Origin of the sequence: Microcoleus sp. MON2_D5, assembly GCF_036701905.1 — a bacterium.
Lineage (GTDB): Bacteria > Cyanobacteriota > Cyanobacteriia > Cyanobacteriales > Microcoleaceae > Microcoleus.
The window spans coordinates 38,378-51,411 of sequence record NZ_JAUBRM010000031.1; the positions used below are offsets into that span (position 1 = coordinate 38,378).

The following is a 13,034-nucleotide window of genomic DNA, read 5'->3' on the forward strand; positions in this document are numbered from 1 at the left end:
AGATTATGAAGGATATCGAGCTCTGTGAGAAGGATACCCCTGGATCGGATGTCAGTATTGACACCTATCACGTTCCTGTTTTGGGTCAAGAATTAATTGCGGGTTTGGCTGTGCGCCCAGGCGGGCACTATTTGGACGCGACGCTTGGAGGCGGCGGACACACGAGTTTGATTTTAGCGGCGGCGCCAGATGTTACAGTGGTGGCGATCGACCGCGATGAACAAGCCATCCGTTTTTGCCAAGCCAGATTTGCCAACTCGCCCGTTGAGTTTTGGCACGGCAACTTTGCTGAATATCAGTCCTCAGAAGCCGAATTTGATGGTATCATAGCAGACTTGGGCGTCAGCTCTGCTCAGTTCGATACACCGGAACGAGGATTTAGTTTTCGCCACCCAGCTCAACTAGATATGCGTATGAACCAGCAGCAATCTTTGACGGCAGAAGAGATTATCAACCACTGGGAAGAAGTTAAACTAGCAGATATTATTTACAAGTACGGCGAGGAGCGGCTGTCGCGGCGCATTGCGAGGCGGATTGTGCAAGGGCGTCCTTTTCAAACTACAACAGAACTTGCAGGGGCGATCGCCTCCAGCTTCCCCCCCAAGCAGCGCAACGGCAGAATCCATCCGGCCACCCGCACCTTCCAAGCTTTAAGGATAGCTGTCAACTCTGAACTCGCTTCTTTAGAAACTTTCCTCCACCAAGCGCCAGGGTGGTTAAAACCAGGTGGGAGAATCGGAATCATTACATTTCACAGTCTGGAAGACCGACCAGTCAAGCACCAACTCAGAGGAACACCCAATTTGCAGGTACTGACAAAAAAGCCGATCGGGCCACAATCCGAAGAAGTAGCTAGAAATCCCCGCTCTCGTTCTGCTAAGCTCAGACTGGCAGAAAGATTAACTTGATTCGGCAGTCGTAGTAATATGCTTGCTGCAAAAAGTTCAGAGATTAGGGGGACTTGAATGCAGCAATCAAGTGCGATTCGGCAAAGATGTAGGGAATAGCGCCAACAACCCACCACTAACCCTCCGGGTACAGTGCGGTCTGAAATACAGCCGGTGTTGACCAGACTTAGGTAGCCATACCTGCGTTAGTAGTAAGTGTTAAAATTCACACCGAGGACAGTGCCCAGCTAGTTAAGAACTCTGCAATCAGAGCATTAATTAGCCGTTTTGAATGCTGGTGTGTTTAGAAAAGTACCGACTGCTAACAAGGTCATTGCTCGTATCACAGCGTGAAAGCTGACTCGGGAATTTTCCCTATTGAAGCGGCCTACCGAGGCGGGTTACAGTATCGAAAGCCTCTCATCTGTTGTGCGAACAGATGGTGCGAAAGGAATGCTCACCTTGAGGTAAAACGGGTTTCTTTAACTCAACTTGACGTAACTGATATGTTGCATATATCCAGCCCCCCTTTTCCTCCCGCCACCTTGCTGATTACAGCTATGGTGGGGGTTTTCAAGGGGGAAGAAAGATGAGTCGGGGAGATGGAAGCAAGCTGAAACTGATGGTAGTCGATGACGAACCCGACAACTTGGATTTATTGTACCGGACGTTTCGACGCGACTTTCAGGTTTACAAAGCAGATAGCGCGCTCAGCGCCCTGGAAGTTCTAGACGAACAGGGCGAGATGGCGGTGATTATATCTGACCAGCGGATGCCAGAAATGAATGGCACCGAGTTTTTGGGGAAAACAGTCGAGCGATTTCCCGATACGATTCGGATTCTGCTAACGGGATACACCGATGTTGAAGATTTGGTTGAGGCCATCAACTCAGGTCAAGTTTTCAAATACATCACCAAACCGTGGAATCCAGAAGAACTCAAATTGGTGATCAATCAAGCCTCAGAAACTTACAAATACTACAAGCAGCGCAGCGTTGCATTGCGCCGCGCTTTACGCAAGGAATCTCTTTTCAATGAGGTAATGAGCGTCATTCGCGGGTCGCTAGATTACTCTAGTATGGTACAAACTATTGTTCAAACCGTAGGTCAAACTTTTGAGGCCAACTATTGTATGCTGCGGCCGGTAGAGAGCGATCGACTATTGCCGAGTACCTTCCCCTACCAAGCCCACACCGACGATGCCAGTACCTTTTCTTTTGATGAAAATTTGCTGGTTCAAGCTGTAGCCACCCGCCAAACTCAAGTGAACTCAAACAGTGGGGGGCATGGTAACTCGGTTGAGATTGCCGTGCCCCTGACTTACCAGCAAGAATTGCTGGCGGTACTGGCTTTGTGCCAGATTGGCGGCACTAACCCTTGGTCGGCAGAAGATATAGAGTTAATAGAAGGTGTAGCAGCTCAAGCTGCTCTCGCCCTGTCTCAAGCTAAGCTCTACCAGCGGACTCTGGATTTAGCCAAGCAGATGCAAAACGAGTTGGAAGTGGCTCGCCAAATCCAAACAAACTTGTTGCGCCAAAGTTGGCCGGATTTTGAAACTGTCAGGGTGCAAGCTTGCTGCTATCCCGCGCGGGAAGTTGGCGGCGACTTTTTTGAAGTCTACGTCCACTCCCAAGGGGATATTTGGATAGCGGTGGGAGATGTTTCGGGTAAGGGAGTTCCGGCTGCTCTATTTATGGCCAGCGCGATTTCGGTGATGCGGCGGGAACTTTCCCAAGAAGTTTCTCCCGAACCCGAGCGTGTTATGCACAATATGAATAGCAGTATGTCTGACGACCTGATCGGGAACAACCATTTTATTACAATGGTTGTAGCTCGTTACACTCCGTCAACGGGACACCTCGCGTTTGCTAATGCCGGTCACATTTATCCGATCGTTTGGTCTCACTCGGAGGTGAAAGCTCAAGCCGCTAGCGGTAAAACGCCAGCCGAGCCGAATTTCCTGAAAGCTCGTGGCATTCCCTTGGGGATACTACCAGTTTGGAGAGGCAAAGCAGGTACGATCGAATTAAAGTCAGGAGATGTATTTCTGCTGACGAGTGACGGAATTACTGAAGCGAGCGTGACCACTGAAGCGGTCGCAGGGGGTGTACCAACCCGTTCTATGCTACAACAAGAAGGGCTTTGGCAACTTTTGATTCAGGAACCTGGTTCTTTCAACTTGGACAATTTGTTGGCTCACATCCGAGCTGACAATCCCGTTCAGGAAGACGACCAAACCATACTCTCTCTGGAGGTTCTTTGAATCTGTCAGCGACTCCCGACACGTAGTCGGGGGTGAGAGCCGAAAAAACTTAAGCTCTGCTTGTTGACGGCCCATAGAGTAGTCCTGCAAAGGACGGCGTTATCGTCAACAGTAAAAAACCTAGCCGGCGATGGCGCAGCTAGTTTCCTGAATCGCTTTCCTGGGGGATTAAACACCTGTAAAAGGTTAACGTAGAAGGCATTCGTGAGAAAAAACCAACGCTTAAAAGCCAAGGATTGAAACACAGATTTTTTATACCTCGCTGCTTGCAGTATCGGTATAATTATCAATTGTTAATGGGCTTTAGGCCCATAACTAAAGTTTTCAAATATACTCTTAACCTCTGCCTTCTACCGAATCATGAATGCCTGATTTTTAAACAGAAAAGGCTGTTATCCCCCGAGTAGCGACAAGTATTGAGGCCGAATCCATTCGGCGCGTCGTGTTTCATACCTGGTGTGAAGACACAGGGTTTTCAAACTTACGGGATTTTTTTATGAATACTGAGCTTCATGTGCCAAGCGACTTGCGATTTTTAACAATTGTTGAAAATTGGTTGCTGAGCAGTTTGGAAGTAGAGCTAGGAGAGCACGTCGATTGGCCACGTCAGTCGAATCGTTTGCGCTTGGTGTTAGCAGAAGCCTATTCTAACGTGATCCGCCATGCTCACAAAGATCAACCCAATTTGCCCGTGTTAATTCGTTTGAATTTAAAAAATAGGGATATTGGTTTAGAAATTTGGGATTACGGTAAAGGTTACGAAATGGATACTTACAATCCCCCGAGGCCGGAAGCTAAACAGGAAAGCGGCTACGGCTGGCTGATTATGAGCAGACTTATGGATCGGGTGGACTACACTTTGCAAATAGACGGTCGCAACTGTCTAAAGTTGGAAGCGAGTTTGCCGGAAAAATCTTAATTAGTGCTTAGTCATTAGTCATGAGTGATTAGTGATTGGCAATGCACTTTTTGACTCGCTTTGGCTGTCTGTCGCACGCTGCGGTGACAGCCACTTTGTCGTTCCGTATCGTCGGCCCAACGCGAGACTGTAAGATTGTAGGAATACAGTCCCGATCGCACAAATACCGAAGAAACGGGATTTTTATACCGTGAGTGGCACTTCACCAACGATTTGCATAAAAACCCGGTTTCTGCCTCATTCTTGCCAGAAAAAGCCGATTAACCTGTCGATCGCACGATTTTAGCTATTACGTGCGATCGACAGGTCAAACCAAAATAGGCAATTTAAATGTGAAACACCTTATCAAACATCTTATTTCTTATGTGACCGCAGATTTAGCAACTCTTGGGGAGAAGCTAACAGTTTGACGGTGACAGAAAGGAGTTTTTGGTCAGAATTGAGCAAGAACAGCCATCCGACATTAACACCAAATGCGGGAGTTTGCACCCGGCCGCTGACCTGAACTTCTACCTTGCCATCTTCTAAAATTTGGCTGACACCTTGCTGGGGTTCTAGCTGCATTCCTCGTGCTTCTTTTTTGAGATAAGTGGCGATCGAGATGCTGCCAATAATTGGCTCTTCAAACGGCGCGTGCAGAACCCCATCATCGGCAAATAAATTAGCCGTCGCTTCAAAATCGCCCGCGTTTAAAGTTTCAAAATATTGCAGTATCCCTGGCATTGTGATGCCTGGAATCTTTATAGAGCTTGTTAAAATAGGTCGAGTTGTTGCGGTCATAAAACAAGTGATTTCAAATGAATGAGTATACTGTAATCATTCTCTTTGTCGCAGCAAATCCCTCAAAAGATATAAGTAGGGGTAGGAAAATAATTCTCCGAAAAAAGGAGGAACCGGGAACCGGAGAGCGTCGAGTGCAGCTTTCAAAGCGATCGACCAAAATCAATACTACTGTCAAAAAATACCAGTGTAGCCAAGCTGCAAACCCTGATACCATCAGTCATTTTCCATCCTTCAATTCTTGAAGATAAAATTTAAAATCTAAAATCTAAAATCTAAAATGATAGAAACCCAGACACCTAATGGCATCTGGGTTTCTGAGCCAGCCTGTTTAACAGAGCCAACAAGATGATTCTATTGGCGGATCAAATTGAGCAATTCCTTAGGAGATGCCAACAAGTCGATCGCCACAAAGAAAATTTGACCTTGGGGATCTAACAAAAACCGCCACGCGATGTTCATTCCCACATTCGCGCCGAACCAGGGAGTTTCGACTTTGCCGGTGACTTTCACTTGGCGGTAGCCATCTTCTGCGGGTTCCGATACGCCTTGCTGGGGCATCATTTTCAGTCCGATGCACTCTTCCCGCATATAGTTGAGGATAGCTTCGCGACCGACGATCGGCTTTTGGAAAGGTGGTTGCAGGGCGCCTTCTTCAGCAAATAAACCGATCGCTGGGGTGAAGTCGAAGGCGTTCATGTAGTCGATGTAGTTGAGGACAGTCTGCTCGCTGATACCCTCAATTTTGGTTTTCACCCGCTCTTCTGGAGCGGTGGGAGTGCTGCGGGGGGCTGAGCGTTTGCCGTACTCTTGGCTAAAAGCAGGGTCATAGCCCATGTTAACTACGGTGTTGCGAAGTACGGTAATTTGCTGACTGGGATCTAGTTTCTTGATGGTTTCTAGAACTGTGGTGGCTTCGGGAGACATTTGATAGCCAGCGGGGATCGGAGCGACAAGGCCCTGTTTCATCAACTGTCCCAACTCGTACCAGAAACCGAGTTTGGTGTTGACGCGCAAGGAAGTGTAAATCCGGCCGATCGTTGTGTCGGCGTTGCTGGCTAGGTCAAACATGGTTTTGCTTTGAGCAGCCGGCGACATTTGCTTGATTTCGCTCAGTATGCCTTCAACAAGCGCCATGCTGGCTACTCCGGGAGCTGCTGGGGTGATGGAAATACCCATTTCGGTGTAGGCATACCAGAGCAAGGCTAGTTGGTCTTCAACGCTGAGTTTGTAAAATGCTTCGGTGGTAGCCGGAACAGCGCTAGCAATCTCCATGTTGGAGAAAATAGATTGAGCTGATTGAATACTAACTGCCATGTGTATGCTGTGGGATTTGTGGTTGTAGTGAGCTACTGGAGTTAGGAAACGTCAAGCTCCCTTGATTAAATTATGTAACGTTTTGTTAAAAATTGCAAATATAAATTACATATAGCTGACTTATAAAATTATGATGAATGGTTTGGTAAATTGCGATCGCCGTCACTAGATTGTGCGCGGAATTAGTTTATTTAGGAAACCGATCGTTAAAAATTGCTTTAAATATCATATAAAATCAAAATAGTCAATACAAAAGGTAAATATTTACCTGATATCAAATGAAAGCGCCAAGTAGCAGCATTTTGGTGAAGCAAAAAGCCCTTGAGTTGGGATTTCACAAAGTCGGGATAGCCTCAAAAGACGCGGATTTCGATCTAGAAAAACAACGATTGCAGGCTTGGCTGGACAAGGGTTATCAGGCGGATATGGCATGGATGGCAAACCCAAAGCGGCAGGATATTCAATTGGTGATGCCAGAGGTGCAGTCCTTAATATGTGTCGCCATGAACTACTACACGCCTCACCAACGCCCCCCGAATCCCCCTTTGGAGGGGAGGGTCGAGCCAGGGGTCGAATATGCTAAAATCTCTCGCTACGGCTGGGGAAGGGATTATCACAAAATCCTGCACAAAAAACTGAAGGTTTTGGCAAATTGGGTGCGATCGCAAGGCGAGGGAATTGAAGCGCGGTATTATGCTGATACCGGGCCGATTCAAGATAAAATGTGGGCGCAGCGTGCAGGGATTGGCTGGATTGCCAAAAATGGTAATGTAATTTCGCGCGAATACGGTTCTTGGGTGTTTTTGGGAGAAATCTTGACTAATTTGGAGTTAGCGCCCGATGAACCCCATACGGAACATTGCGGTACTTGCACTCGCTGCATTGAGGCGTGTCCGACGGGGGCAATTACTGAGCCTTTTGTGGTGAATGCCGATCGATGTATAGCCTATCACACGATCGAGAATCGAGCCGAAACATTGCCCGACGAAATTGCATCTAATTTACAAGGTTGGGTAGCAGGCTGCGACATTTGTCAGGATGTTTGTCCTTGGAATCAGCGATTTGCTAAACCAACTGATGTTGCAGAGTTTGAGCCTTATCCTGAAAATATAGCGCCGACACTTGCAGAATTAGCGGACATTTCCGACGAGGAATGGAACCGCAGATTTACCGCTTCGGCGCTGCGGCGCATTAAACCCGAAATGCTGCGGCGCAATGCCAAAGCCAATCAAATTAACCCTTAAAAGTTGAGATGTTCGTCAGGGTGCTTAGGGGGCACCTTACCCTATAGATAATACCTCTAGGGTATTTACGGAGCGCCAATAGTCAATATATTATGCAGTAAGTCATTCCCCATCTAAAATCTAAAATCTAAAATCTAAAACGGAGCGCCAATAGTCAATACATTATACAGTAAGTCCTTCCCATCTAAAATCTAAAATCTAAAATCTAAAATCTAAAATTTTATGCTCCCCCGTTCCTTATTTGCTATTGTCCAATGACCAAAGTAATTATTTTTGATTTTGACGGTACTTTAGCAGATACAATCGATATTCTTCTGAGCATCACTAACCGTTTGTCAGTAGAATTAGGTTTTAAATCGGCGACCAAAGAGCAAATCGCTCAACTGAGCAATTTAACTTCTTGGCAACTCCTTCAGTATTCGGGCATTTCTATCTTCAAATTCCCGCTGTTGATTAGAATGTTGAAAGCAGAGTTACGCAGTGAAATTCCCAATATTAAATTATTTCCGGGAATTAAAGAAGTTTTACTCGCTCTAACAAAACTGGGCTTTCAACTGGGCATTATCACATCTAATTCCCGAGAAAATGTCTTGGCATCGCTGGAAACAAATGGTTTGCAAGACACTTTCACATTTATTTACTCGGGTTCAACTTTTGGCAAACATAAAGTTATTAATAGCTGGCTAAAGACAGAACATATAAATCCTAAACAAGTCGTTTATGTGGGAGATGAGATTAGAGATATTGAAGCGGCTCGAAAAACAGGAATTAAGGTAATTGCTGTAGCTTGGGGTTTTAATTCTCAGGAGGCTTTGGCTGCACACAATCCCGATTTTTTGATTAAACGCCCCCAGGAATTGATAGAGATTATGAGTAATTTGTGGGAAGTGTAAACTGAAATTGCAAAAAGTAAGACTCGTCGGTTGAAATCTCTTCTACCCAAACTCTCGTTCCAACAGAGAGGGACTAAAGAATAAAAGAGGTATAAAAGCCTGATTTGTTATCAGCCAGAGTCCCTAGTATCATCTCTGCGAGTAAATTATGTTACTCTCCTTCGCCCCGTTTCAGTGCTGCTAAAACTGCTTGCTGGCTAACGGCTTGGTAGATTTTGCTAAAATGCTGCTTGAGTGCGTCAGAGGCGGGCGAGGATTTGCTAGCGGTTCCTTTTCCGTCGGTTGCGAGGGGAATTGGGCCTAAGATATCTAATACTGTCTCGCTGCTGGGCGGCGGTACAATAACTACTAAAGATGATTCTAGCTGCTGATTGTATTCCCAAAAGCGATCGACCTTCGGCAATTTAGGATTCGTAGTGGGGGAATTTTCGCCGGAGTTGATTTGGGAATTTTCCTCTCCTTGCGTACCTCGTCTTTGACGAAGTGCTGTCAAGATTTGCTCTTTGGTTCTCCCCCGCAGTTGAAAGAGTACGAAGGGGTCTTCGCTGAAGCGATCGCCCAATAAGTAATATACTGCACTGATGTGTTTGCAAGGGTTTTTGGGGTCAGGACAGCTACAGCGCGATCGAATATCAGATAAGCTTAACGGAAATAGCGTTTTGCCTGCTGCTGCAAATACATCTTCAATATTGTGCGGCATTTCTCCTGCTAAGAGTTTAGCTGAAAAAACTGCTCTTTGGGACATATTTTCAATCACATAATCCCAATCTTCATCAGTCAATGTATCCAGTCCTAAAGAAACTTGATAGGGTTTTGGATCGGTTCCTTGAACTATGGCAATTACTTCTTGATTGGGAAATTTAATGCTGAGAACTTTACCTTCGCGCGCGTACTGCCAGCCACGTTCTAAGCGCTTTTTGAAGCGGTAGGTATTGATTAAATCTAACCACTGTTGTGTCCACCATTCTCTGTCAATCATAAGCCGAAGGAAGAAGGAAGAAGGAAGAAGGAAGAAGGAAGAAGGAAGAAAGCTTTAGTTATCGTCGCGAGAGAAGGAAGAAGGAAGAAGGAAGAAAGCTTTAGTTATCGTCGCGAGAGAAGGAAGGAGGAAGAAAGCTTTAGTTATCGTCGCGAGAGTCAGAAACCGGGTTTTTTACGAAAAAACAGGACTATAACCTTTAATCCTGGTAGAAAACCCGGTTTATGTGGTCAGAGTGCGTAATTCCTCTGATGGTTGAGAACTAAAGTCCTCACTCGAAACCGAAGAAAATTAAGCACATTATTCTTCTTCCGTTTCTATGATAGCATTGCGATCGAGGATTAGTAAATTCCGAAGTTGGTCTGTATCTAGCTCGGTGAGCCAGTTTTCGCCGGCGCTGACAACTTGTTCGGCTAGAGCTTTTTTGCTTTCGATCATATCGTGTATTTTCTCCTCTAACGTGCCAGTGCAGACAAATTTATGGACTTGCACGTTGCGAGTTTGACCGATACGAAATACGCGGTCAGTTGCCTGATTTTCTACTGCGGGATTCCACCATCTGTCATAGTGAAAAACGTGGGTGGCTCTGGTTAGGTTCAAACCTGTGCCGCCTGCTTTTAAAGATAAAATCATAATCGGCGGGCCTTGGGGGTCGTGCTGGAAGCGATCGATCATTTCTTCCCGCTGCTGTTGCCGAATTCCTCCGTACAAGAACAAAACTTCTCGCCCTAAATGCTGTTCTAGATGCGGTTTCAGGAGTTTTCCCCATTCGGCAAATTGAGTAAAAATTAAAGCCCGATCGCCCTCAGCGATCACCTCTTCTAACATTTCCACCAACCGCTGCAATTTCCCCGATTCCTGACTCTTAATCTCCAATTCTTTCGGCTTAGCTTCTGCTTTCACAAGTGCCGGATGGTTGCAAAGTTGCTTGAGTTTTACCAGCAAAGCCAGAATCATTCCCCGGCGCTGAATGCCTTCTGCTGATTCTAATTCCGCTATTGACTCTTCGACTATTTTCTGATATAATACCGCCTGTTGAGCCGCCAGCCCACAAAATACAGTCATCTCCTGTTTTTCGGGCAAATCTTGGATGATTTCTTTGTCTGTTTTCAGGCGGCGGAGGATGAAAGGCCGAACGAGCGATCGCAAAGTCTGCAAAGATTCCCTATCTCCGTATTTCTCGATCGGAATTGCAAATCGGCGCTGAAAGAAATTGCGGGGTCCCAAATAGCCGGGATTCAGAAATTCTAAAATTGACCACAATTCTTGCAGTCTATTTTCCACCGGAGTTCCCGTCAGCGCAATTCTAAAAGATGCCTCGATTTGTCGCACCGCTTGCGACTGCTTCGCCTCGGAATTTTTAATATTTTGCGCTTCATCTAAAACCAATCCTTGCCATTTAATGGCTTGAAATTCCTTCGCATCGCGAAACACCAGGGCATAACTGGTAATTATTAAATCCTTTCGTTTAATTTCAGCCGCAAATGCTTTGCCTTTAGCGCGCTTGTCTCCGTGGTGAACTAACACTTTTAGCGTCGGCCCAAATTTCTTGACTTCGCGCTCCCAATTCCCCAATACTGATGTCGGACAAACCAGTAATGTTGGCGCTTCTAGAGAATCTTGTTCCTGTAAGTGCACGAGGAAAGCAATTAGCTCGATCGTCTTCCCCAATCCCATATCGTCCGCGAGACAAGCACCTAAACCCCAGCGTTCTAAAAATGCTAACCAGCCTGCTCCTAGGGCTTGATAAGGCCGCAATTGTCCTCGGAAACTAGCCGGAGTTGCGATCGCACTTACCGCTTGATTATCGCTCAAAGTATTCAACAATTCCTGAAGTTGACCCGTAGCCTCAAAATTCACCACAGGCAATTTTTCGATCATCTGAGTATCGCCCGACGCCAAACGCAAAGCATCCTCCAAAGAAAGAGTCATTTGCTCTTTGCGGCTGGCAAAAAAAGTTTGAGCCGCTTTCACATCCGGCGCGCGCAACTCCACCCACTCGCCGTTAATTTCCACCAAAGGCGAATTCAAAGCGGTCAATCTGTCAAATTCTGCCTTAGAAATGCGCTGTCCGCCGATCGTCAATTCCCACTTAAAATTTAGCAGACTTTGCAATCCCAACCCACCTTTCGCCGGAGTCACTTTCGGAGTTTCCGCTTGAATGCTCAAACCCAAACGACTCGCCCAGCCATCCGTCTTTGTCAAACTCGGCGGCAAAACTACGCCCAACCCGCTATCAGCAAACCGCCAAGCTACAGACTTAATAAACTCGTAAGCTTGCAGCGGATTTAATTGGCAAGATTGAGGCCGCTGTGCTTGCAAACTCGGTTCAATTAACGGATAAAGTTTCGAGGCTAAACCCAAGCCGCTGAGCAAAGTTTCTTGAGGTAATTCTATTGTCCGCCCCGCATAAGCCAAACGCTCGACAGAGTTGTTCCAAACCGTTGTCGCGTCTACCAAAAATTCGGTTTCATCTGCTGCTTGCAAGCAATAATTTAAATTCCAGTTGGCTTTACCGGGCGCTGGTGGTATGAGTTGAAAGCAAGTGCGAAATTGACTTTGTTGAGATAATTGGTTTTGCAGCGGTGCAGTCCAAGCACTCAGCTTGGTTGCCAAGTTTTCCAATGCTGCTGTTTCTACTTGCACAATCCCAGATTCCTGCTGCAAAGCTTGCAGCCAGTCGCGCACAGGAGAAACTGTTTTGATGTCTAAAGTAGAGCTACCAGCCGTTAGCGCAGCCCTCGAAGAGGATCGCACTTGACTATCTACAATACTACTCAAAAAGCCTAACACCAATTCCTCCGCCCCCATCGGCAAATCCACCGCTAAAGGCAATTGACTGGATTCTTCTTCCTTTTCCCCTCTTCCTTCTTCCTTCTTCCTTCTTCCTTCTTCCTTCTTCCTGACATCCGTTACATCCGTTACAGAATCCGTTGCCGAACTTCCTTCTTCCTTCGATTGATATGTTCTGCAAGCCGTCGGCATTTGCTTGACAAAAGTGGCGAGGCGGAGTGTATCTGTAGAACTATCTAACAGGGGTTGCCATTTGGCAATAGCAGAACCGTCCGACTGTTTCTCCAATCCAGGCAAAAATTTGCATCTTGCCAACAAATCCAAACTCCACCTAGCAATATGAGACCAAAAACGCAAATCTGAGCCGACAAAAGAGTCGGGTTCCGTACTGTTAAGCGGTAGTGATTGCAAGAAAACAAAAGCTGCTTGAGGGTTGAGACACAAACCCTCGACTTGCCAGGGATAAAGGTAAAGATCCTCGGTTTTAGCGGGTTCCTCAAGTGCTGCGGCTGAGTGCTGCGGCATCAGATTTGCGTTCGATTCTGAGATTTGGGTGGGAAGTGCGATCGCCCGAATTTCCCTTTGAATTGAGGAGTTTGGGGCGGTAATTTCTGCGTTTTGAGTTTTGGGCGATCGCCGAGTTTTTTTGCTTTTTTCCGGTTGATTTTCTGCGGTTTCCGGTAATTGCCAATCCAGTTTTCCCGACTGCTGCAAGGAATTTAGGAAAGTCTTAAATTCAGCTTCGGTCATTGCTAAGGGATGCTGTATATTTATCCCCGCTGTGGTGTCAATCGCCCCTAATTTTCGCCAAGTTTCTCCCCAAATAAATAAGCAACTTTTCTCATTGTCAAGTAGCCAACTGCCGTGTAAAATTGCCATCTTTTTTTACCCTGATATTTTTATTTATTTGCGAGGTTGACTACAGCATTTATATGGGATTTATGAATATTTTTTTTAAC

10 protein-coding genes are annotated in these 13,034 nt (G+C 46.2%); 6 read left to right on the forward strand and 4 right to left on the reverse strand.

Going from position 1 to position 13,034, the window contains the following annotated elements:
• Positions 1-5: 5 nt before the first annotated feature.
• The 3 genes from rsmH (at position 6) to QUA47_RS13445 (ending at position 4,069) form a co-directional block, all read left to right on the forward strand.
• The gene (rsmH, locus tag QUA47_RS13435) at positions 6-908 is read left to right on the forward strand and encodes a 16S rRNA (cytosine(1402)-N(4))-methyltransferase RsmH (RefSeq protein ID WP_333431100.1); all 903 of its coding nucleotides are present in this window, start codon (positions 6-8) and stop codon (positions 906-908) included.
• 568 nt (positions 909-1,476) lie between these two features.
• Entirely contained in the window at positions 1,477-3,150 is a 1,674-nt protein-coding gene (locus tag QUA47_RS13440; RefSeq protein ID WP_333287874.1) for a SpoIIE family protein phosphatase, read from the forward strand.
• A 496-nt stretch (positions 3,151-3,646) separates the two neighbouring features.
• Positions 3,647-4,069 carry an ATP-binding protein gene (locus tag QUA47_RS13445; RefSeq protein ID WP_006633914.1) on the forward strand — a complete coding sequence of 141 codons (423 nt, stop codon included), beginning with the start codon at positions 3,647-3,649 and terminating at the stop codon, positions 4,067-4,069.
• A 354-nt stretch (positions 4,070-4,423) separates the two neighbouring features.
• On the opposite strand, the gene QUA47_RS13450 is transcribed toward QUA47_RS13445, so the two are convergent.
• Positions 4,424-4,849: a nuclear transport factor 2 family protein gene (locus tag QUA47_RS13450; protein WP_333216749.1), complete on the reverse strand. Its 426-nt coding sequence runs from the start codon at positions 4,847-4,849 to the stop codon at positions 4,424-4,426.
• Positions 4,850-5,203: 354 nt separating this feature from the next.
• Positions 5,204-6,166 (reverse strand): orange carotenoid protein N-terminal domain-containing protein, encoded by a 963-nt coding sequence (locus QUA47_RS13455; protein WP_190661835.1) that lies wholly within the window; start codon positions 6,164-6,166, stop codon positions 5,204-5,206.
• Between the two features lie 278 nt (positions 6,167-6,444).
• On the opposite strand from QUA47_RS13455, the gene queG reads away from it, so the two are divergent.
• Together queG and QUA47_RS13465 are read left to right on the forward strand one after the other, a co-directional pair.
• The gene (queG, locus tag QUA47_RS13460) at positions 6,445-7,410 is read left to right on the forward strand and encodes a tRNA epoxyqueuosine(34) reductase QueG (protein ID WP_333431101.1); all 966 of its coding nucleotides are present in this window, start codon (positions 6,445-6,447) and stop codon (positions 7,408-7,410) included.
• 254 nt (positions 7,411-7,664) lie between these two features.
• Positions 7,665-8,303 (forward strand): HAD-IA family hydrolase, encoded by a 639-nt coding sequence (locus QUA47_RS13465; protein ID WP_333431102.1) that lies wholly within the window; start codon positions 7,665-7,667, stop codon positions 8,301-8,303.
• 151 nt (positions 8,304-8,454) lie between these two features.
• Here QUA47_RS13465 and QUA47_RS13470 read toward each other — a convergent pair whose 3' ends face one another.
• Positions 8,455-9,282 carry an SWIM zinc finger family protein gene (locus QUA47_RS13470; RefSeq protein ID WP_333431103.1) on the reverse strand — a complete coding sequence of 276 codons (828 nt, stop codon included), beginning with the start codon at positions 9,280-9,282 and terminating at the stop codon, positions 8,455-8,457.
• On the opposite strand from QUA47_RS13470, the gene QUA47_RS13475 reads away from it, so the two are divergent.
• Entirely contained in the window at positions 9,256-9,525 is a 270-nt protein-coding gene (locus tag QUA47_RS13475; protein WP_333431104.1) for a hypothetical protein, read from the forward strand. The genes QUA47_RS13470 and QUA47_RS13475 overlap by 27 nt on opposite strands.
• Before the next feature lie 57 nt (positions 9,526-9,582).
• On the opposite strand, the gene QUA47_RS13480 is transcribed toward QUA47_RS13475, so the two are convergent.
• The gene (locus tag QUA47_RS13480; RefSeq protein ID WP_333431105.1) at positions 9,583-12,954 is read right to left on the reverse strand and encodes a DEAD/DEAH box helicase; all 3,372 of its coding nucleotides are present in this window, start codon (positions 12,952-12,954) and stop codon (positions 9,583-9,585) included.
• Between the last annotated feature and the right edge of the window lie 80 nt (positions 12,955-13,034).

What these genes read in the sequence shown, in the direction of transcription:
- QUA47_RS13480 (WP_333431105.1), bottom strand. Translation starts at nt 12,954, where the DNA reads ATGGCAATTTTACACGGCAGTTGGCTACTTGACAATGAGAAAAGTTGC.
- QUA47_RS13440 (WP_333287874.1), top strand. Translation starts at nt 1,477, where the DNA reads ATGAGTCGGGGAGATGGAAGCAAGCTGAAACTGATGGTAGTCGATGAC.
- queG (WP_333431101.1), top strand. Translation starts at nt 6,445, where the DNA reads ATGAAAGCGCCAAGTAGCAGCATTTTGGTGAAGCAAAAAGCCCTTGAG.
- QUA47_RS13455 (WP_190661835.1), bottom strand. Translation starts at nt 6,166, where the DNA reads ATGGCAGTTAGTATTCAATCAGCTCAATCTATTTTCTCCAACATGGAG.
- QUA47_RS13465 (WP_333431102.1), top strand. Translation starts at nt 7,665, where the DNA reads ATGACCAAAGTAATTATTTTTGATTTTGACGGTACTTTAGCAGATACA.
- QUA47_RS13450 (WP_333216749.1), bottom strand. Translation starts at nt 4,849, where the DNA reads ATGACCGCAACAACTCGACCTATTTTAACAAGCTCTATAAAGATTCCA.
- rsmH (WP_333431100.1), top strand. Translation starts at nt 6, where the DNA reads ATGAAGGATATCGAGCTCTGTGAGAAGGATACCCCTGGATCGGATGTC.
- QUA47_RS13470 (WP_333431103.1), bottom strand. Translation starts at nt 9,282, where the DNA reads ATGATTGACAGAGAATGGTGGACACAACAGTGGTTAGATTTAATCAAT.
- QUA47_RS13445 (WP_006633914.1), top strand. Translation starts at nt 3,647, where the DNA reads ATGAATACTGAGCTTCATGTGCCAAGCGACTTGCGATTTTTAACAATT.